This window comes from Haloechinothrix salitolerans (assembly GCF_042662605.1).
GTDB classification, from domain to species: Bacteria; Actinomycetota; Actinomycetes; order Mycobacteriales; family Pseudonocardiaceae; genus Haloechinothrix_A; species Haloechinothrix_A salitolerans.
In genome coordinates this window covers 6,338,886-6,358,142 of sequence record NZ_JBHSXX010000001.1, presented here as the reverse complement: position 1 = coordinate 6,358,142, position 19,257 = coordinate 6,338,886, and the positions used below count along the sequence as shown (strand labels likewise).

The window sequence follows — 19,257 nt, the reverse complement described above, 5'->3', positions numbered from 1 at the left end:
GAGACATCCGAAACATGTCCTCGTTGTTTGGGCAAGTCTGGTTCTGGAGTCTGCTCGCGTTCCTTGTCGGTGCGGTACTGACGTGGGTGCTGCTGGTACGTCCCGCCCAGCAGCGGGTGCAGCAGCTGGAGCGCCAGCCACGTGACGGCCGTCCCGCTCCGCCGAGCGGTCAAGCCCATCCGCAGCGGATCCCTCCGCGCCCCGCACAGCAGGCCGGACCGCCGCAAGCGCAGTACCAGCAGCAGCCGCCTGCGCAGCCCGTCTGGCCTGGACAGCAGGCGGAGCCCGAGCCGGGGGACCAGCACCATTCGAGAACCCAGTGGCTGGAGCAGGACAGCCTGCGGGACGCCGGGACGCAGCGCCGTCGAGCGCCGGAACAGCGCACGCAGCAGGTGCCGGAGCAGCGGCCCGATGTGGCACCCGGCCAACCGCCTCAGTTCCCCAGCCAGCGCCCGGACGTACCGGAGCAGCACACTCACGCGCCAGGGCCGCCATCCGACGTTCCGGGCGAGCGCGAGTTCGTGCCCGCCGAGCCACCGACGCCGTACGGACAGCAGGAGGAGGATTTCCAGCGGGAGCTGGAGCGTCAGTACCGCGACGAGTTCGACCGGGACTACCCCGAGGACGACGACCGCGCGTATCCCGAGGACACCACTCAGGGATATCCCGAGGACTACTCCCGCGACTACCCGGGCGACGAGCAGGACTACGCGCCCGAGTATGAGCGCGACGGGCATGTGGAAGAGGAGTTCACCGGGCGTGTCCACCCCGGTAATCGCACGGACGCGGTGTCCAGCCGTCCGGACGCGGCCGATGTGCGGTCGGACGCCTGGCGGCAGCAGCCGCCCGCTGACGTGTCCGGCTCCGCGATGGACAACCGGCTGGGCGACATCGACCAGCAGCCGGAACTAGGCGACCTCGACGATCTCGACGCGGACTCCGGCGCGCTCGATCAGCGTACGGCGGTGCAGCGGCCTGGTGGCCTCTTCGAGCCATCGGGCCCGGCCGAGCAGGACGCCGATGGGGAAGGCGGCCGTGAAGCGAATGGCTATGAGCCTTCTGACGTTCCCGGCGCGACAGACGCGGCCGACGCTGGAGCGGAGCAGGGAGCGGAAACCGGGGGCGACACCGCTTCACCGGACACCGACCCGGTGACCGGACTACCGAGGCGCAAGCGTGGCGCGTCGAACCGCATCCGGGGAGGCTTCGCACCGCCGCGCCCGATCGAACCGTCGATCCGCCCGGTGGCGCGTCGTACTCCGCAGCGGGACGGGACAAGCAGCGGGTCGCTGTTCGAGCCGCGCCAGAGTGGGCATACTGGCGCGGTCGCTCAGGCCGGCGGCCATGCGCAGGTCAGTGGTCATGCCGAGGCAGCGGACGTCCCGCCAGGGCCGTTCGGTCCCGGCTCAGCTATGCCGCTGCCAGGGGGCGGCAGGCCAGACCCGTCGTTCACCGTGAAGGCGAGCGTCACGGAACTGCGCTACTGTGCCGAAGGCTCGCCGCAGTTCGCGAGCATGACACCCGAGGTCTGGTTCGCGACGCCGAGCGACGCCGAGCGCGTCGGTTTCCGCCCTATCCAGTAACGGGCGCCGGGATCAACTCCTAGGCGCCCCTCACACTGTCCAGGTGTCGTTTCCTCGGAGGAGTGCCTGGAGATCCGCGGGTTTCGCGTCCGTGGCTTGGGCGATTTGGGCGCGGGCGGCATCGTCGTAGGTGGTGCGGCTGACCTGGCGGAAGATGCCGGTGGGGGTGTGCTCCAGATCCTGGCCGCCGATGCGGGACAGCGCGAAGGCATACGCCGGGTCGGTCACCGTCGGGTCGTGAATGACGACGTTGTCCAAGCCGACCTCGGACACCTTCGCTGTCTCCAGCCCGGCGAACCCTGAGCGGACCACGCCGTACTCGCCTTCTGGCCCGAAGGTGATTGGCTCACCGGGTCGTAGCGGGATGAGCCGGCGAGCGGCTTCGTCCTTGTCCTTGAGGACGTCGAAGGCGCCGTCGTTGAAGATCGGGCAGTTCTGATAGATCTCCACGAACGCCGAGCCTCGGTGCTGAGCGGCCGCGGTCAGGACCTCCGTGAGCCCCTTCTTGTCGGAGTCGAGCGCGCGGCCGACGAAGCTGGCTTCGGCACCGAGGGCCAGCGAGATGGGGTTGAACGGGTGGTCGAGCGAACCCATTGGGGTGGACTTGGTGCGCATGCCCTCCTGCGACGTGGGCGAGTACTGGCCCTTGGTGAGGCCGTAGATCCGGTTGTTGAACAGCAGGATCTTGAAGTTGACGTTGCGCCGCAGCGCGTGGATGAGGTGGTTGCCGCCGATGGAGAGCGCGTCGCCGTCGCCGGTGATCACCCACACCGACAGGTCGGGGCGTGATGTGGCGAGCCCGGTGGCGATGGCGGGGGCGCGGCCGTGGATGGAGTGCATCCCGTAGGTGTTCATGTAGTACGGGAACCGCGACGAGCAGCCGATGCCGGAGACGAACACGATGTTTTCCGGCTTGAGCCCGAGGGTGGGCAGGAAGGACTGCATGGTGTTGAGCACGATGTAGTCACCGCACCCGGGGCACCAGCGCACCTCCTGGTCGGACTTGTAGTCCTTGGCCTTCTGTGGGGCGTCGGTGGTGGGGACATCGGACAGCCCGCCGAGGTCGGGCAGCCCCAGATGGGTGGCGGTCATTCGGTGGCCTCCGTGAGCACGTGGTCGGCTTCGCCACTGCCTTCGGGTCGGGTGTCGTTGATGATGTCGGTGAACACTTCCGCGAGTTCGGCCGCACGGAATGGCAGGCCAGCCACCTTGGTGTAACTGCGGATGTCGGTGAGGTAGCGCGAGCGCAGCAACATCGCTAGTTGTCCCATGTTCATCTCGGGCAGTACGACGGTGTCGTAGGACTCCAGGATGTGTCCGAGGTTGGCTGGGAGGGGGTTGAGATGGCGTAGATGTGCCTGGGCGATTTCCATCCCGGATTTGCGGACGCGGCGGCAGGCGGCGCCGATCGGCCCGAAGCTCGAGCCCCAGCCGAGCGCGAGTATCCGTGCGTTGCCGGACGGGTCGTCCACGGTGACGTCGGGGACATTGATCCCGTCGATCTTCGCTTGGCGCAGCCGCACCATGCGGTCGTGGTTGTCCGGGTCGTAGGAGATGTGGCCCTGGTTGTCGGCCTTCTCCAGCCCGCCGATGCGGTGTTGCAGCCCTGGGGTGCCCGGCACCGCCCACTCGCGTGCGAGCGTGTCGGTGTTGCGGACGTACGGCCAGTGTTCGTCGGAGCCGTCCATGGCGTTGGGTTCGGTGGCGAATTCCACCGACAGATCCGGCAAATCGGCGACGTCCGGGACGAGCCACGGTTCGGAGCCGTTCGCGATCGCCCCATCTGATAAGAGCATGACGGGGGTGCGGTAGGTGAGCGCGATGCGGACGGCTTCGAGCGCGATGTCGAAGCAGTCGCCCGGCGTGCACGGGGCGACGATCGGCACCGGGGACTCACCGTTGCGCCCGAACATCGCCTGCAGCAGGTCGGCCTGCTCGGTCTTGGTCGGTAGCCCTGTCGATGGCCCGCCGCGCTGGACGTCGATGACCAGCAGTGGCAGTTCGGTCATCACCGCGAGCCCGATGGTTTCGGATTTCAGCGCCACCCCCGGCCCTGAGGTGGAGGTCACGCCGAGCGCGCCGCCGTAGGCCGCGCCGAGTGCGGCGCCGATGCCCGCGATCTCGTCCTCGGCCTGGATCGTGGTGACGTTGAAGTTCTTGTGCTTGGACAGCTCATGCAGGATGTCTGAGGCCGGGGTGATGGGGTACGAGCCGAGCACGATGGGCAGCTTGGACTGCTGGCCCGCGGCGATGATGCCGTAGGCGAGCGCGTTGTTGCCGGTGATCTGCCGGTACGTGCCTTTGGGCAGGGCGGCGGGTGCCACCTCGTAGGTGTTGGCGAACGCCTCGGTCGTTTCGCCGTAGTTCCAGCCCGCGCGGAATGCCAGCAGGTTCGCCTCGGCGATCTGCGGCTTGCCCGCGAACTTCTCCTGCAGAAAGCGTTCTGTGCCGTCGGTCGGCCGGTGATACATCCACGACAGCAGCCCGAGCGCGAACATATTCTTGCAGCGCTCGGCGTCCTTCTTACCAAGACCGGTGTCGGCGAGCGCGCCCTGCGTCAGCGTCGACATCCCGACCTCATACACCTGGTACGGCTCCAGCGAGCCGTCTTCGAGCGGGTTCGACTCGTAGCCGACCTTGGTGAGGTTGCGCTTGGTGAACTCGTCGACGTTGACGATCAGGATGCCGCCGTGCGGCACGTCGCCCACGTTCGACTTCAACGCCGCCGGGTTCATGACCACCAGCACATCCGGCCGGTCGCCGGGGGTAAGGATGTCGTAGTCGGCGAAGTGCACCTGGAACGACGAGACGCCGGGAATGGTGCCCTGCGGCGCGCGGATCTCGGCGGGGAAGTTCGGTAGGGTCGCGAGGTCGTTGCCGAACGCCGCGGCCTCCGACGTGAACCGATCACCGGTGAGCTGCATCCCGTCACCCGAATCACCCGCGAAGCGGATGACGACCCGATCGAGCTTGGTGACATCGGTGGTGGCGTTCGCGGGTGACGTCGTTGTCTCGCGGCTCATGGGCGCGGCTGTCCCTCTCCTCTGCACGGGCGGCACCGGTGACAGGCCTTCCTGTCACCTTGACGGTGCTGCTGGCGCTCTGCCAGCGCATGTGCGCATGCTCACTATTCGAGGCTAGCTCGGTTCGTTGATCAGTGACCAACCGCTGTCGTGCTGTTCCAGTGGATGGACACTAACGGCACCCATTGTAGAACATGTTCTAGTTCGACGTCTTATCCCCGCTGATCTTGGCTTTCATCGCCGCGAGCCGTTCCGCGAACTCAGGGGACTCGATGGAGCGCACTTGTGGCGCGATCTCGGTGTCGACGGCGTCGGAGTGTTCGGTGAGTGTGCGGGTCGACCGCATGGACCGTTTGGTGTCCAAAACCAGGTCACGCGGAGCCTTCGCCGCCCCCTGCGCCAGTTCGACGGATGCCGCGACGAGTGCGTCGTAGTCGCCGTCGACGACCCGGTGTGCCAAGCCGCGCGCGGTCGCCGTCTCGGCGTCGAGGATCTCGCCGAACAACGTCATGGCACTCGCGGTCTGCGGGCCGACGATCCGCTGCAGCATCCACGTCATGCCGCCGCCAGGGTGAAGGCCGAGTTTGAGGAAGCGCGCGTCGAACCGTGCGGACGGTCCCGCCAGCCGGACGTCGGCCGCCAGCGCGAGGTTCAGGCCGGCGCCGACGGCGGCGCCACCCACGGCGGCGATTGTTGGCAGCGTGCAGTTGGCGACCGCGAGAAACCCGGCATAGATCGCGCGCAGCCCCTCATCCTTGGCTTCACCGAGCGCGCTGAGGTCGGCGCCCGCGCAGAAGGCGGGCGGCGTTCCGGTGACGACGACGGCGTGCACCGACTCGTCGCGTTCGGCTTCCGCGACGGCGTTCGCGAGATCCGCCGACAGTGGCAGTGTCAGCGCGTTGCGCCGGTCGGGATCGTGCACCGTGATGAGGGCGACGTTGCTGTCGTGGGCCACCTTAATCTCTGCGGTCATGCGGCGATCGTATCGGCGTGCGTATGGGTGGCGGGTCGTGCCGCGTCACTGCGGCACCGGTGGCCGTTCCAGGAGGGTCGACAGCACGACCGTCGAGACCGTGCTCTCCACGATGTCGAGCGACCGGAGTCGTTCCAGCGCGGATTCGAGGTGGTGGATGTCCGCCGCGCGGAGGTGGATGATCGCGTCCGCCGCGCCTGAGACGGTGTACGCGGCGGCGACCTCGGGCAACGATTCGACGTGCGCCCTGATCCGTGTCGGCGAGACGTTGCCCCGGCAGCGCAGTTCGACGAACGCTTCGGTGCCCCAGCCGAGTGCCTGTGGATCCACCACAGCGGTGAAGCCGCGAAGGATGCCCGCGTCAAGCAGCCGGTCGACCCTGCGCTTGACCGCGGGCGCTGACAGCCCGACGACCTTGCCGATCTCGGCGTAGCTGGCGCGTGCGTTGCCGAGCAGTTGCGAAACGATTCGCTGATCGAGGGTGTTCATACGCAACATTTAGCAGATAAAGACGCAAGATCAAGCAATTGATGGCACATAATTTACGTCGCTACATTCAGCGGTATGACGGCAGCAGCGCTTCCTACCTCCCGGCCCCGCTCACGTACCCCCGAAACCCGCGGGTACTTGATGTGCCCGCCGAGGTTCTTCGAGGTCACCTACGCCATTAACCCCTGGATGGACCCGTCGAAGCCGGTTGATGCCGATCTCGCGATGGCCCAGTGGCGAGAGCTGCGTGACACCTACGTTCGGCTCGGCCACACCGTCGCGGAGATCGAGCCGCAACAGGGACTGCCGGACATGGTGTTCGCCGCCAACTCGGGCACCGTCATCGGCGGGCGGGTGCTCGGCGCCCGGTTCCGCGCGCCGGAGCGGCAGGCTGAGGCGGACCTGTACCGGCGCTGGTTCATCGAGAACGGTTTCTCCGACGTCACCATGCCGAGCGAGATCAACGAGGGTGAGGGAGACCTGACCTGGACCGGCGACGTGCTGCTTGCGGGCACCGGCTTCCGCACCGACCCCGCAGCGCACACCGAGGCGCAGGAAGTGTTCGGCGTTCCGGTGGTGTCGCTGCGGCTGGTCGACCCGCGTTACTACCACCTTGACACCGCGTTGATGGTGCTCACGCCCGCCCGCGACGGCCAGCCCGCCGAGGTGGCGTACTTCCCTGGCGCGTTCTCCGAGGGGTCGCGGCGCGTGCTGGAGCGGATGTTCCCGGACGCCATCCTGGCCGGGCCGGACGACGCCGCGGTACTCGGCCTCAACGGCGTGTCGGACGGCCGCAACGTGGTGCTGCCCGCGCAGGCGACGAAGCTCGCTGAGCAGGTGTCCGATCGAGGCTACGAGCCGGTCATGGTCGACATGTCCGAGTTGCGTAAGGCAGGTGGCGGGCCGAAGTGTTGCACGCTGGAGCTGCGCGGCTGAGGCGACTGGCGGACGCGCCGTCCGCTGGGGTTCGTGTCTCCCGCTCTCGACGCCGTGTCCCTCACTCTCGACGTCGTGTGGTGCGAATCGCATTCGCGTCTTAGTCGTTGAGGAAGGCATACGACGCATTGACGACAAGGAGACTATCTCGATGCGCAGCCTTCTCAGCCTGGCGACGTCGATCGCGGTGGCCGCTGGGGTCGCGGTCATCGCCCCGATCCCCGCGAGCGCGCAACCCATCGAGCCGGACGACGTCTGCATCCCGAGCGTGCCGGAGACCGATCCGCTTGAGCCGGGACCGGTCGACATCTGCGTGAGCGTGTTCAAACCGGCGAGCGCGAGCAAGGCGAACCGCGCCCCGGTGCTGCTGCACAGCCACGGCTGGGGTGGCAGCAGGACGTCCGAGCCTGGCTCGTTCCAGCGCTACCTCGACGCGGGCTTCGGCGTGGTCAGCATCGATCAGCGCGGGTTCGGCGAGAGTGGCGGGAAGGCGCACGTCGAGGATCCGGCGTTCGAAGGACAAGACGTCATCAACGTCATCGACTACGTCGCCGGGCTTGACTGGGTTAAGCAGAACGGGCGGAACGACCCGGTGCTCGGTGCGCTCGGCGGGTCGTACGGTGGCGGCTATCAGTTCGTCGGCGCGTTCACCGAGTTGATGGAAACCGGCCGCACGCGTTTCGACGCGCTCGCACCGCAAATCACCTGGTATTCCCTTAACGAGAGCCTCGCCCCGAACGAGGTCGTCCGCAGCACGTGGGTCAGTGCGCTCTATGCGGCCGGACTCGACGCGCACACGTCGACGGTGCATGCCGGGTTCGCGGAAGGAATCGCCACCGGTGACTGGCCCGCCAGCCAGGACGAGTTCTTCGCTGACAACGGCCCGGCGTTCCACGCGGAGGCGGGTAGGAAGCTAGACATTCCGGTGCTGGTGCGGCAGGGCATCAGCGACAACCTGTTCCCGCTCGACCAGGCGATCAAGAACTTCGACCGCGCGCTGACCGACCGCGCTCGCCGCAAGAGCCTGCTCATCGGCTACAACGGCGGTCACGCGCTGCCGAACGTCCTGCCGCTGGGCAGCGCGGTGTCCGGCGATGCCTGCTCGGAGAAGCTCGCTGGCGGCTACGACGAGCTTGAGCTGCGGTTCTATCAGGAGAACCTGCTCGGCGCGCCGCGCGAACTGACCGGCCACGGTCGCTACCACCTGATGACGTCCGGTGGTGACTGCCTTACCGTCGACACGGTCGCCCCGACGGCCGAGTTCGACTTGCCTGACATCACGACGACCACGGCGGCGGGCGTGCCGCAGGCGGTCAAGATCGCCGACGGGCCGCTGACCATCGCGGGAACGCCGCACGTGGACGCGCTGGTCACGGCGCTTGGCCTGGACAGCAGGGCGTTCTTCGCGCTCAGCGTTGGCACGTCACCCGCCGACGCACGGGTGATCCAGAACAACGTCATGCCGCACCGCGAGGAGAGCATCAACCTCGGCACTCGGCGGAGCATCGAACTGCCGTCGGTCGCCGCGACGATCGGGGAGGGCGAGTCGCTGTTCCTCACCGTGAGCCCGGTCTCGGACATGTTCGCTCTGCACGGCAGCCGCACACCCGGCGGCCTGCGCCTGCAGGACGTCACGGCGAGCTTGCCGGTGGTGCCATAGGCAGGGTCTTCACGACACCGCATGCTCTCGCCCGCAGCTACTCCGTATGGTCGAATACGAACTACGGAACTCGGTTCGTCGCCCGGACGTTGAACGGCTGAGGCCACGTTCAGGGGCTAGCTGAAGAGTGGGAGGGCCCGTGCACAAGCATCGCAACGGTTTGAAGACCGCGTTGCTGCTCGGCCTGATGAGCGCCCTCATCATCGTGATCAGTGGCATGTTCGGGGAGGGTGCGCTGTTCATCGGCCTGCTCATCGCGCTGGGCATGAACGGTTACGCCTACTTCAACTCCGACAAGCTCGCGCTGCGCTCCATGCGTGCGCGTCCGGTGTCAGAGGCGGAGCAGCCCGCGATGTACCGGATCGTGCGTGAACTGGCAACGTCGGCGAGGCAGCCGATGCCGCGCCTCTATGTCAGCCCGACGCAGGCACCGAACGCCTTCGCTACCGGGCGCAACCCGCGCAACTCGGCTGTGTGCTGCACCCAGGGCATCCTGGGGATCCTCAACGAGCGGGAGCTGCGGGCGGTGCTCGGCCATGAGCTGTCGCACGTCTACAACCGCGACATCCTGATCTCGTCCGTCGCGGGCACGCTGGCCAGCGTGGTGACGTTCCTGTCCTACATCGCGATGTTCGGCGGCAACCGGGAAGGCAACCCGTTACTCGGATTGCTGTTGATCTTCGTCGGGCCGCTCGCGGCGGGAATCGTGAAGATGGCGGTCAGCCGTTCGCGCGAGTACCAGGCCGACGAGTCGGGAGCTGAACTGACCGGCGATCCACTCGCGTTGGCGTCCGCGCTGCGCAAGCTGGAACGCGGCACGGCGGCGATGCCCCTCGCGCCGGAGCCGAAGGTCGTCTCGCAGTCGCACTTGATGATCGCCAACCCGTTCCGAGGCGGCGAGTCGCTGGCGCGGATGTTCGCCTCGCACCCGCCGATGGACGACCGCATTCGACGTCTAGAGGAGATGGCCCGGCGTGGACTGTGATCAGCCGGTGGCACCTTCCGCGCGGGCAACGGACATCACGTAGTCGCCATAGCCGGACTTCGCCAACTTGCGGCCGAGCGCGAGGCACTGGTCGGGGTCGATGTAGCCCATCCGAAGTGCGACTTCTTCTAAGCAGGCGATACGCACGCTGGTGCGATGCTCCAGCACCTGCATGAACTGGCTCGCTTCGAGCAGCGAGTCGTGCGTGCCGGTGTCCAGCCAGGCGAAGCCACGGCCGAGGTCGACCAACCGCGCGCGGCCTTGTCGCAGGTAGGCGAGGTTGATGTCGGTGATCTCCAGCTCGCCACGGGCCGACGGTGTGAGTGACCGCGCGATCTCGACGACTTGATTGTCATAGAGGTAGAGCCCGGTGATCGCCCGGTTGGACTTCGGGCTGGTGGGTTTCTCCTCGATCGAGATCAGCTTGCCGTCGTCGTCACTCACCCCGACGCCGTAACGCTCCGGATCGGTGACCGGGTAGCCGAACAGGGTGCAGCCATCCAGCTGGGCGACCTCGTTCTGCAGCCGCTTCGAGAAGCCCTGGCCGTAGAAGATGTTGTCGCCGAGCACGAGCGCGACGTCGTCGTCACCGATGAAGTCAGCGCCGATCAGGAACGCCTCGGCAAGCCCGTTGGGGCTCGGCTGCTCGGCGTAGGTCAGGTCGAGGCCCAGGTGGTGGCCGTCGCCGAGCAGCGTGCGGAACTGCGGCAGGTCGGTCGGCGTCGAGATGAGCAGGATCTCGCGGATGCCCGCCAGCATCAGCACCGAGATCGGGTAGTAGACCATCGGCTTGTCGTAGACCGGAAGCAGCTGCTTCGACACGGCCTGCGTGATCGGATGCAGGCGCGTGCCGGTGCCCCCAGCGAGCACGATGCCCTTCATCGACCTACCTGTAGTTCTCGAACTGCAGCGCGACGCCGAAGTCCTCGTTCTTCAACAGCGCGATGACGTCCTGCAGGTGGTCCTTCTTCTTACCGGACACCCGCAGTTGGTCGCCCTGAATCTGTGCCTGGACGCCCTTGGGGCCTTCGTCCCGGATGAACTTCGCGATCTTCTTGGCCTTGTCCTGCGCGATGCCCTGGACGATCTTGCCGTTGATCTTGTGCACCTTGCCGGACGCCGCTGGCTCACCGAGATCGAGCGATTTCAGCGAGATGCCGCGCTTGATCAGCTTCTCCTTGAACACCTCGGCGGCGGCGAGGGCGCGCTCCTCGGTCTCAGCTTCGATGAGGACTGATTCCTCACCCGTCCAGCTGACCGTCGCGCCGGTGCCCCGGAAGTCGAACCGGTTCGCCAACTCCTTGGCAGCCTGGTTCAGCGCGTTGTCGACCTCCTGACGGTCAACCTTGCTCACGACGTCGAATGACGGATCAGCCACGTGTGGTCACACCTCGGGTAGTTGTTGAGGAAGCTTGTGTCCGCACCTTAGCGCGCCGAGCCTGTTCGGCGCGTCGACGTCGCAAGAAGGCGTCCCGGTGTCAACGCCGCGAACGGCATTCGGTACGCTGTGTTTCGCCGGTTCGACCGGCCCCGGCGGGTTGCCCGAGCGGCCAAAGGGAGCTGACTGTAAATCAGCCGGCACAGCCTTCGGGGGTTCGAATCCCTCACCCGCCACCCAGCACAAACGCCCCGCTGACCTGCAAAGACAGGACAGCGGGGCGTTTGTCGTTGTGCGGCTAGGTGCGGGCCGATACGGCTCGATCCGGCTGCGTGTGGCCAATGCGTGGCCACGGCACCCGATGCGTGCGTTTAGCGCTTCACCCTGCTCCGTACTGCCAGGAGTCCGAGACCGAGCAAGGCGGGCCCGGTGAAGCAGCAGTAGGACTGCTTGCAGCAACAGGCGGCTGTTTCCTAGGTCAGAAGTTCAGCACGCACGTACACGTCGCGATCACTCAGGGATGTTTTCCCGTCTCCATTCCACGTGCTTCCGCCGCGCGTAGTAGTGCCACCAGAGGAGGGTGGCGCCAGGAACCCCTAAGACTCCTGCCCATACCTTGCGGGTGCGGATCTTGTTGTCGCAGTACTGGGCGTACCACTGCTCCGCAGACTCGCCGAGGTTGGTGATCCCGCCGTCACGCTCGAACTCCGCCACCCACATATCCACATCACTGCCGATGTCCGCGGCATCCGCTCCGTCCTGGCTCCAGCCAGATCCGCAGTCGATGTTCACGGTGGTCGTGGGGTAATGAGCCGGTGCGAACAGCTCGACGTGCACAGGCCACAACATCAGCCAGGCCGCGACAGCGAGCGAGACGATGCCTCCGAGGCGACTGCCAAGGCTAGGCGGGGCGCTAAATGCCACGGCTACGGACTCCTCGTTCGGCTAGTCTCGTGAGCTTGATCCTTTACCAGATCAGCTAACGGGTAGACGATCGCGCTGATCATCAGCCACAGCGTTCCGAAGATCAGGCCGATCCACAGCGCGGGGCTCATCGTCAGATGACCACCCGATGCGGCGTTGACGACTGTGCCGATGACACCGACCGCAAGGAAGAAGGCCCCGATCGCGCCGATGAGTGAGAGGTACGGATTGTGCGGTCGCTTTTGCTTCGTCATGTGCGCCCCTTTTCTCCAAGCGCTAGGGCAACAGCTCGGGACACAGGTGTTCCTCGGCCGCAACCACGACTTCCATGCCCAGGTCGATGGTCTTGTCCTCCCATTCGTCGAGACCTTTGTATTCCTCCTCGATTTGGGCCACCACAGCGTCGAGTGCATCTACCTGGCGAGCGCCAAAGGTCTCTCGGTCACCGTCCAGCCACTCGCATCCTCGCTGCCCGAGTTCGATCCAATAGTCGGCGTCATACTCCACGTCAGGCGGGAACTTCCCTGTTTCTTCCAGGCTCGCCATGTAGTTCGATTCCGCGTCGTTACCGCACGCGGCCACGAGCGAGAACCCCAGCAGGATGACGGCGGTCGTCACGAACCTCGCAGTCGTCGACACGGCGCTACTCCCTCGCCTACGGGCGCTCGATGATCGTTGTCAGTTAATCGATGACGTGCTGTGGAATCTGCTCGGGGCAACTGCTTCAGCGAGGTAGCAGAACCGGGGTCAAGGATCGGGTCGCACAACGGGTTGTCGGGATCGCGCATGACCTTCTCCCCAGTGGTGAGACGTGGACGGTGCGCCTATAGTTCGTTGTCCAGTGCACGGGCGTTACGCGTCTGAACTGTGCCTAACACAATCCGGCACTGCGTTGAGTATCCTGATGCCCGCGCGTAGGGAAGTGCTGGCACAGGCCTGGCTTCTCCTCCGGGATGTCGTCGGCATAGCAGCTGACTACTTTCCCAGTTCACAAGCTCGGGCGGTGCTTCGTTAGCCTATCTCTGCCACCGCTCGCGAACACGCTGCGGCTGCTCGTTCCCTTTCCGCTGCCAGCGGATTCCGCGGGCGTCGGTGAAGGCACACGTTACGACCGAGTGCAGCAGCGCGAGGTACGACGGGCGTGGACCGGGAGCCCATTTGTCGGAGCTAGACGTGAACTCGACTGGTATGGACCCGCAGCGTTCGCCCCCTGGCAGTACTCGGCATATCTGGGGTGGTGGTTCTCTGCCGTCCTCGATGCGCCACAGCAAGTCTTGTGTCTGGCCGTCGAACACGGCATAGACGTCCACCACTGTGATGTCGGTGATGGGAGCGTTGCTGTGGTTGTGCACTACGACGGCGTAGAACCGACCGAGCAGGTCGTCATGCCCGCTATCTAGATCAACGGTGATCGTGCGAGCCTGGCCGGCTAGTTCCTCCTGGTGATCGCGTTCGCGGTGCCTACCATCGCGGATCGCCACCCAGAGCGCGACGACGACGGCAGCGAAGGTGATCAGGGCTCCACCGACCTGCGCCCATGCGGCGAACACCGCGACATCGACACCCCAGATTGTCGGGACTGCGGCAGTCACGTGATCAGTTTCCGTTTCTTCGCGTCATTCGCTTCGGTGCGTGCGATACACGCGTCGACGCCGGCAAGGATTGTTGCGCTGATCAGAACTATGGCCCAGTACCGCACCATATCTGTCCGTCCTATGCAGGTCTGGGACACGAGGAAGGGGTTCGAATATTGATCCACTGCGTGTCAGTATCGCGTCCATGGCACGAAAATTCCACTCGACGAGTGGATTGAAGATCAGATATTCGCACTGCCACGTGCGTCTGCGCTCCCGTTGTCAACCGCCGCTATCGCGGAACGTGCCGGCATGAGCAGATATGACAGGTCTTTTGGGTCCATCGGCCTTCCCATTAGTTCAAACTGGATAGATTAGTGAAGCGTGGCCGCTGAAAAGGTCCTACCAGCCGCGAAGAGCGTTCTCGACGCGATCGCGGGCGAGTCTTTCGCCGCCGTCGAGGCACTTGGCGTAGGTCTCCAGTAGGACCTTCACACTGTGACCGGCCCACTTCGCCACACGCGTAGGCTCCACTCCGCCGTTGAGCCACGTTGACACGGCGGCATGCCGAAGGTCGTAAGGCCGCTTTGCGAGCGGCCCGGCCACAACCTCCGTCGTGAATACAGCCTGTCGGGCTCGTGCCCACACGCGGCCGTATGTGGTGCTGCCGACTCGGCCGCCATCGCGGGCACCGCGGAACAAGCGGTCGTCACGCGCCGTGCCGTACTTGGATAAGTGCTGGTGCAACAGTTCGGTCAGCTGAGGTGGACAAGGAACGGTCCGGCCGGTGTCGTCGTCGCGATGCTTGAGCCCGCGTTCCTCGCTTGCCTCGCCGCTATCTGTCCAAGTGTTGCTGATCTCGGGGCGGGCCTTCTCTACGTAGATTTCTCCCCACCCACTCGACGGCAGCGACAGGTTGCCCTTCTTGAGTCCGCAAACTTCTTCCGGCCGCATGGCGGCGTAGTACATGCAGCCGAAGAATGCGACCAGTGGTGGGCCTTGTTTGCCGAGTTCGCTGACTGCTGCGAGCAGCATGCGTGCTTGCATGGGATTGACGACGGCGCGCGGGTCAACCTGGCGTAGAGACTGTGCTCGCTTTTTCATTTGGATCCCCTGCAACGGGTTCGTGTCGAGTGATCCCTGTTCGATTGCGAACCGGATTGCTCCGTCCAGTGCGCGACGACGGAGCCGCACGGTGTTTGCTGCAGCCCGTTCACCGTTCAGGTTCACGTCGAGCGCCTGAAGTAGCGGCCGTAGTACGGCGGGATCTTCCAATGCGCTGACATCCGGACAATTGCGCTCAGTCCACCGAAGAGCGGACCAAGCGGCATCGCCGTGATCGAGGCTGCGCGTGTTCCGGTTCAAGTGACGGGTGAGTGCGCGTCGCAGAACCTTGGTGTCGGGCCGGTTATCGCTCGGCAGGAGGGCGATAGTCACCTCCATAAGTGCGCGTGCGGTGTGCTTACGGTGATTGGGCGACCAGTCACGCCACCGCGCATCCATGTACTGCTTCGCCAGAACGAGCCAGTTCACGGCGTCTTTCTGGCGCGTCATCGTGACGGGCAGGCCCGACGCTTTGTCGAACGCGATGCCCTTCCGCTGCGCAGATACCAGTTCGGCGTGAAAGCTGGACGCCTGTGTTTTGCCCCGGAACGTTTCGTGAAACGGCGGCAGGTCGGCGAGCTTCCATCGCACGCGATAGCTCGTGACCTTTCCCTGGGCATTCTTGCGTCGCTGGATGGTCCATACCCGGACGTTGTAGGTGGTTTCCACTAGGCGGCCTCCTCCAGGGTGTCTTCCCAGCGTTCGATGTCGATGCGGCGTATGCGGAGCTGGCCGTTGGGCAGCTTGATGCAGCGTGGCGCGCGTCCTTTGGCGCGCCAGTCGTTCCAGGTAGACCGCGCTATGCCGTACTCGTGGAGGAACTCGGCGACGGTGAGATGCCTCTTCTTGGTGCTCATCGGTGGTGCTGCTCCTTGCGACAGGTGGTCGGTTGGTGGGAGTGGCTCCACGGAATCCGCAGAATCCGCGGAACTCGTTGTGTGGTGGTATTTGCGCTGCTCAGCGGGTTGGCGGTGAACGCTGGCAGCGGTCCACGGATTGATCGCGCAATGGTCGCGGAATTGGCGTGGTGTGGTGGTGGGTCGCGGCCGCATTGCCGGGTTGACCGACGAGTTGCGTTCGCGGGTGGCGTGTTTTGCGCGGCGTTCTCGCGGCGATCCGCGGAGACCGCAGCGTGCCGCTGCGAGCTGCGGGAAGAGTGCTTGTGCGGATTCTGCGGATAGTGCGGAAGGGTCATGAGATCTCCCGGGGTCATTCGTCAGCTAGCAGTGGCTGGCGGCCATGCGGGTGATGTCGTTCCAGTGGCGGTTGACGAGGCGTTCGGCGTCGCGTTCGGCGCGGCGGGTGTTTAGCCGCTTGTTGTGGTGCTTCTTCATCCAGGCGGTGATGGAGCGGATCTGCTTGAGGTCGTGGCGTCGCGCCACGGTGCGCGCGAGGCTCAGCGACCGGCTGCGCGAATAGCCTTGTTCGATTAGGAATCGGGCGTCGGCGAACATGCCGGCGTAGAAGAACCGGAGCTCGGCATCGGCCTGGTCGGCGTCGTAGTTGTCGGTGTCGGCTTCGCCGAGGCTGACGAAGCCGTCGGAGCGGCGGATGCGGACACGGGTCACCCTCAGACCGACGGCTTTGGCGATGATTGCGTGCCCGCTTTCGTGATGCGCGACGCGGGCGCGGATGAGGTCACGATCCATGGCGTTGTCTCCTGATTCGGTCGGGTCGTAACGACGGGCGGGCATGGCGGCGTGCGCACCGGTCACGTCGTGTCTTGGCGGTAGAGCGGATGCGTCCAGTAGGTCGGGCTGGGCTTGCGGCCGCGTTTGCCGGGCCGCTCGGGAGCGGGTTGGTGCTGGATGTGGCCGTGTTCTTCGAGGAGCGCGAGCGGAGCGTCGAGATCGGTGGCTCGCCTGAAGCGGCCGCGGTTGAGGGCGGAGAACAGGTCACGCCGTGTGAAGGTCGTCGGCTGGGTGCGTTCGATCCAGGAGAGGACGCGGCGGGCGTTGTCGAGCGCGGGGTCGCTGCCGATCTGGTCGAAGGTGGCTAGGGCGTGGGTGGCGTAGTAGTCGCCGATGCGCCAGGCGTTGGCGAAAGTGTCACCGGAGATCGAGTGTTCCCAGGCGTTGTGGGGATGCTCGGCGACGTGGAGCAGTCCAGCGATGCGTGCGACCTGTCCGGCGTATTTGCCGCCCCAGTCACCGATGTGTCTCCACGGGCCACCGCGGGCGAGCCGGGTTTCGACCTCTGCCTGCAGCTCGGCCATCAGGTCGTCAGCCGCTGGGCTGAAGGTGAGGGCGGCGGGTTCGTCGGTCCAGTCGAGCAGCGCGGCGGCGATGGTGTGCAGCCGGTCGTTGTAGAGGTGTTCGACAGGTTCGGGCACGGGGTCGGGTCGGGTCTTGCGGTGGCCGACCATGCTGGTCGGCATGGCGAACAGGATGCGGGCGAGGAAGCCTGAGCCGCGCAGCATCGCGGTCTCGCCGAGTTCGTCAATCACGGCCGGTTGCACCGTCAGTCCGAGGGTGAGCGCGGGGTTCTCGACGAGTTCGCTGGGCCGGTTGTTGCGGTCGACGCGCAGCTGAGTGCCGGTGTAGCCCTTGAGGAACACGGCGGTGTTGGCTTGGCCGGAGTAACGGCCGGCGATGATGGAGAAGATCCCGCCCTCGTCCGACAGGACGGCGAGCCGGCCACCTTGGTCGGCGAGAACGGTCGCGACGGCTTCGGGGGTGATGTCGTCGACCACGAGCTTCGGCTCGGACGGGACTTCCATTTTGGCGAGGTCGGTGGCGGCGTCGACGGCCTCGGCGAGGGCGGCGTCGCGCTCGTTGCCGTGCTGGGTGCTCACGTTCTTCTCGGCTTGCGCGAGTAGCTGCTCGGCAGCGCGGCGCTGCACTCTGGCTTCGGCGATGTCTTCTTTGGCCTCCTCGCGGAGCTTGCGTTCGAGGGCGTAGATCGGGCGGATCATCGCCGAGAACACCGGCGACTTGCGCTCGCTCGGCTCCATCACGACGACGGTGTAGAGGTTGACCGGCTCGGCCCAGCTCGGCCGCACCTTCGCGACGGCGCGGCCGCCCGCGGCCGTCGACAGCGCTGCCAGCGCGAGACAGCCGGGCAGGTCCACCGGAGTTTGGATTGCCTCGGCGACCGCGTCGACTTGCTCGCCGAGCCACAGCGGCAGCGCGTCGACCGGGAACGTCGGCAGCTCCCGCACGGTCGCCAGTGGCAGTGGCGGTTCCCACCCGCTCTGCGCGCCGTCGGTTGGCACGGCGCGGAGCGGGCGTACTGGGTTGCTCATCAGGAGCGGTCCTCCAGGTCGAACAGCGGGTGCATGGTGTTGGCGAGTTCGGCCGCGCGGGTCTGGCGCCGGGTAGCGGCGTGGTGCGCGGCGTCGTGGTGGACGTGGCAGCCCTGGCAGAACGCGCGCAGATTCTCGGGACGGCAGTCCTCCGGGATGTGGTTGAGATGCGCGGTGGTCAGCACGACGCGGTTTCCAGTTCGGTATGCGGGTTGGCCGTGGTGGTTGCGGCACCGTCGGTCGGTGTCGAGGTGACCGCGGGGCCGGCCGCACTCGCCGCAGCACTCACAGCGGCCTTCGGCTCGGCCGAACCGGATGCACTCGGAGATCTCGTCCCAGTCGCCGGGATAACGGTCGCGGTTCTCCGGTCGGATCGGCATCACGCTGCCTCCGTCCCGTGTAGGCGCTCCGTGCTTGCCGACTGATGCGTGCCGTATCGGCGGTGCCGACGTTCGGTGTCGGTGAGTCCGCCCCAGATGCCGTGGCCTTGGCCGGTGGCGTCGGCGTCGTCGAGACACTGCTGCCGTACGGGGCAGGCCGCGCAGATCGCTTGCGCGCGCTGGATGTCGGCGGCCGCAGGGCCGGTGTCGCCGATCGGGAAGAACAGCTCGGCAGTGTCGGGTCCGCATGCGGCGTGACGCACCCAGTCACCGGGCAGCGTCAGGGCGAGCGCTGCGGCAGCGCCGGCGTGGCGGCCGCGGATCGGGTGCGTGGGCGTGGTGGGGCGTTGCATCAGGCGGCCTCCCTTCCGGCTGCGAGCTGGGTGGCGATGGCGGTCTCGACTCGCGCCCAGGACGTCGCTGCTGTCGCCCGGATCTGCTCGGGTGTCCGGGCTGATGTGGTCTGGCGTGCGCGGCGGTCCTGCAGCTCGGTGTGGCTAGGGCGTGCGGCGACGCGACGCCAGTCGACGGCGCTGGCGATGGCGTGCGACGACGCAACCGCGAGGCGGCGTTCCTCGACTACGACCGCCTCTCGCAGCTGGGTGGGCAGGGCGCGCCAGCGGGCGGCATCCCATGCCAGGCCGGCGGCGTAGCGGGTGGGCAGCAGTAGTCGCGGCGGCATGGAGGGCATCGCGGCGGCGAGGTGGTCGCCGAGGGCGAGTAGCTCGGTCTCGTTCAGCGCGTCCGGCACGCTGGGCAGGCGTGATGACGGGGTAGGCATGCGTGCGCTCCGTGGTTGGTTGGTGCGAGCGGAGTTGTGCCGGTCGGCGCGCGGTGAGGTGGCGGTGGTGCGCACACGACCGTCGTGAGGGGTTCCGGTGGCAATGACGGCGGCGTTATCGGATTACCGTCGTCATTTCGTGCCTGGTGGCGCTCTGACCTGCACGGAATGATGGAAGTGATCGGAATGCGGGTTGCTGTGGCTGCCCGGTATACGGCGACTG

21 protein-coding genes and 1 tRNA gene are annotated in these 19,257 nt (G+C 66.3%); 5 read left to right on the top strand and 17 right to left on the bottom strand.

Going from position 1 to position 19,257, the window contains the following annotated elements; all coding sequences use genetic code 11:
• Nucleotides 1–14: 14 nt before the first annotated feature.
• Nucleotides 15–1,583, top strand: coding sequence for a sunset domain-containing protein (locus tag ACFQGD_RS30435; RefSeq protein WP_345391048.1), 1,569 nt, complete (start codon nt 15–17; stop codon nt 1,581–1,583).
• A 30-nt stretch (nt 1,584–1,613) separates the two neighbouring features.
• On the opposite strand, the gene ACFQGD_RS30430 is transcribed toward ACFQGD_RS30435, so the two are convergent.
• The 4 genes from ACFQGD_RS30430 to ACFQGD_RS30415 form a co-directional block, all read right to left on the bottom strand.
• Complete coding sequence (locus ACFQGD_RS30430) at nt 1,614–2,675, bottom strand: 2-oxoacid:ferredoxin oxidoreductase subunit beta (RefSeq protein WP_345391045.1); 1,062 nt, start codon at nt 2,673–2,675, stop codon at nt 1,614–1,616.
• The gene (locus tag ACFQGD_RS30425) at nt 2,672–4,606 is read right to left on the bottom strand and encodes a 2-oxoacid:acceptor oxidoreductase subunit alpha (protein WP_345391042.1); all 1,935 of its coding nucleotides are present in this window, start codon (nt 4,604–4,606) and stop codon (nt 2,672–2,674) included. Before ACFQGD_RS30425 ends, ACFQGD_RS30430 begins: the two co-directional genes overlap by 4 nt.
• A gap of 199 nt (nt 4,607–4,805) precedes the next feature.
• Entirely contained in the window at nt 4,806–5,579 is a 774-nt protein-coding gene (locus ACFQGD_RS30420) for an enoyl-CoA hydratase (RefSeq protein ID WP_345391039.1), read from the bottom strand.
• Between the two features lie 45 nt (nt 5,580–5,624).
• Nucleotides 5,625–6,068 carry an Lrp/AsnC family transcriptional regulator gene (locus tag ACFQGD_RS30415; protein WP_345391036.1) on the bottom strand — a complete coding sequence of 148 codons (444 nt, stop codon included), beginning with the start codon at nt 6,066–6,068 and terminating at the stop codon, nt 5,625–5,627.
• A 75-nt stretch (nt 6,069–6,143) separates the two neighbouring features.
• Here ACFQGD_RS30415 and ddaH point away from each other — a divergent pair, with 75 nt between their 5' ends.
• From ddaH to htpX, 3 genes are all read left to right on the top strand, one after another.
• Nucleotides 6,144–7,004 (top strand): dimethylargininase, encoded by an 861-nt coding sequence (gene ddaH, locus ACFQGD_RS30410; protein ID WP_345391033.1) that lies wholly within the window; start codon nt 6,144–6,146, stop codon nt 7,002–7,004.
• A gap of 151 nt (nt 7,005–7,155) precedes the next feature.
• Nucleotides 7,156–8,664: an alpha/beta fold hydrolase gene (locus tag ACFQGD_RS30405; RefSeq protein WP_345391030.1), complete on the top strand. Its 1,509-nt coding sequence runs from the start codon at nt 7,156–7,158 to the stop codon at nt 8,662–8,664.
• 139 nt (nt 8,665–8,803) lie between these two features.
• Nucleotides 8,804–9,649 carry a zinc metalloprotease HtpX gene (gene htpX / locus ACFQGD_RS30400; protein WP_345391027.1) on the top strand — a complete coding sequence of 282 codons (846 nt, stop codon included), beginning with the start codon at nt 8,804–8,806 and terminating at the stop codon, nt 9,647–9,649.
• Here htpX and rfbA read toward each other — a convergent pair whose 3' ends face one another.
• Both rfbA and ACFQGD_RS30390 read right to left on the bottom strand, forming a co-directional pair.
• Entirely contained in the window at nt 9,650–10,531 is an 882-nt protein-coding gene (gene rfbA / locus ACFQGD_RS30395) for a glucose-1-phosphate thymidylyltransferase RfbA (protein ID WP_345391024.1), read from the bottom strand.
• A gap of 4 nt (nt 10,532–10,535) precedes the next feature.
• Nucleotides 10,536–11,027 carry a YajQ family cyclic di-GMP-binding protein gene (locus tag ACFQGD_RS30390; RefSeq protein ID WP_345391021.1) on the bottom strand — a complete coding sequence of 164 codons (492 nt, stop codon included), beginning with the start codon at nt 11,025–11,027 and terminating at the stop codon, nt 10,536–10,538.
• A gap of 154 nt (nt 11,028–11,181) precedes the next feature.
• Here ACFQGD_RS30390 and ACFQGD_RS30385 point away from each other — a divergent pair.
• A tRNA-Tyr gene (locus ACFQGD_RS30385) sits at nt 11,182–11,263 on the top strand.
• A gap of 274 nt (nt 11,264–11,537) precedes the next feature.
• Here ACFQGD_RS30385 and ACFQGD_RS30380 read toward each other — a convergent pair.
• The 11 genes from ACFQGD_RS30380 to ACFQGD_RS30330 all read right to left on the bottom strand — a co-directional run bounded on the left by ACFQGD_RS30380 (nt 11,538) and on the right by ACFQGD_RS30330 (nt 19,034).
• Nucleotides 11,538–11,951 (bottom strand): hypothetical protein, encoded by a 414-nt coding sequence (locus tag ACFQGD_RS30380; protein WP_345391018.1) that lies wholly within the window; start codon nt 11,949–11,951, stop codon nt 11,538–11,540.
• A 2-nt stretch (nt 11,952–11,953) separates the two neighbouring features.
• On the bottom strand, nt 11,954–12,205 hold the full coding sequence (locus ACFQGD_RS30375) for a hypothetical protein (RefSeq protein WP_345391015.1): 252 nt from the start codon (nt 12,203–12,205) through the stop codon (nt 11,954–11,956).
• 22 nt (nt 12,206–12,227) lie between these two features.
• Complete coding sequence (locus tag ACFQGD_RS30370) at nt 12,228–12,590, bottom strand: hypothetical protein (RefSeq protein ID WP_345391013.1); 363 nt, start codon at nt 12,588–12,590, stop codon at nt 12,228–12,230.
• 377 nt (nt 12,591–12,967) lie between these two features.
• The gene (locus tag ACFQGD_RS30365; protein WP_345391010.1) at nt 12,968–13,543 is read right to left on the bottom strand and encodes a hypothetical protein; all 576 of its coding nucleotides are present in this window, start codon (nt 13,541–13,543) and stop codon (nt 12,968–12,970) included.
• 384 nt (nt 13,544–13,927) lie between these two features.
• A complete protein-coding gene (locus tag ACFQGD_RS30360) occupies nt 13,928–15,298 on the bottom strand; it encodes a tyrosine-type recombinase/integrase (protein WP_345391007.1) in 1,371 nt (456 codons plus the stop codon).
• A complete protein-coding gene (locus ACFQGD_RS30355; protein WP_345391004.1) occupies nt 15,298–15,486 on the bottom strand; it encodes a helix-turn-helix transcriptional regulator in 189 nt (62 codons plus the stop codon). The genes ACFQGD_RS30360 and ACFQGD_RS30355 overlap by 1 nt, the downstream gene beginning before the upstream one ends.
• Nucleotides 15,487–15,849: 363 nt before the next feature.
• Nucleotides 15,850–16,344 (bottom strand): hypothetical protein, encoded by a 495-nt coding sequence (locus tag ACFQGD_RS30350; RefSeq protein WP_390221124.1) that lies wholly within the window; start codon nt 16,342–16,344, stop codon nt 15,850–15,852.
• Entirely contained in the window at nt 16,341–17,873 is a 1,533-nt protein-coding gene (locus ACFQGD_RS30345; RefSeq protein ID WP_345390998.1) for a YfjI family protein, read from the bottom strand. The genes ACFQGD_RS30350 and ACFQGD_RS30345 overlap by 4 nt, the downstream gene beginning before the upstream one ends.
• Complete coding sequence (locus tag ACFQGD_RS30340) at nt 17,873–18,256, bottom strand: hypothetical protein (RefSeq protein ID WP_345390995.1); 384 nt, start codon at nt 18,254–18,256, stop codon at nt 17,873–17,875. The genes ACFQGD_RS30345 and ACFQGD_RS30340 overlap by 1 nt, the downstream gene beginning before the upstream one ends.
• On the bottom strand, nt 18,253–18,606 hold the full coding sequence (locus tag ACFQGD_RS30335; RefSeq protein ID WP_425557292.1) for a WhiB family transcriptional regulator: 354 nt from the start codon (nt 18,604–18,606) through the stop codon (nt 18,253–18,255). Before ACFQGD_RS30335 ends, ACFQGD_RS30340 begins: the two co-directional genes overlap by 4 nt.
• Nucleotides 18,606–19,034, bottom strand: a complete 429-nt coding sequence (locus tag ACFQGD_RS30330) for a hypothetical protein (RefSeq protein WP_345390992.1) — start codon at nt 19,032–19,034, stop codon at nt 18,606–18,608. The genes ACFQGD_RS30335 and ACFQGD_RS30330 overlap by 1 nt, the downstream gene beginning before the upstream one ends.
• Nucleotides 19,035–19,257 lie beyond the last annotated feature (223 nt).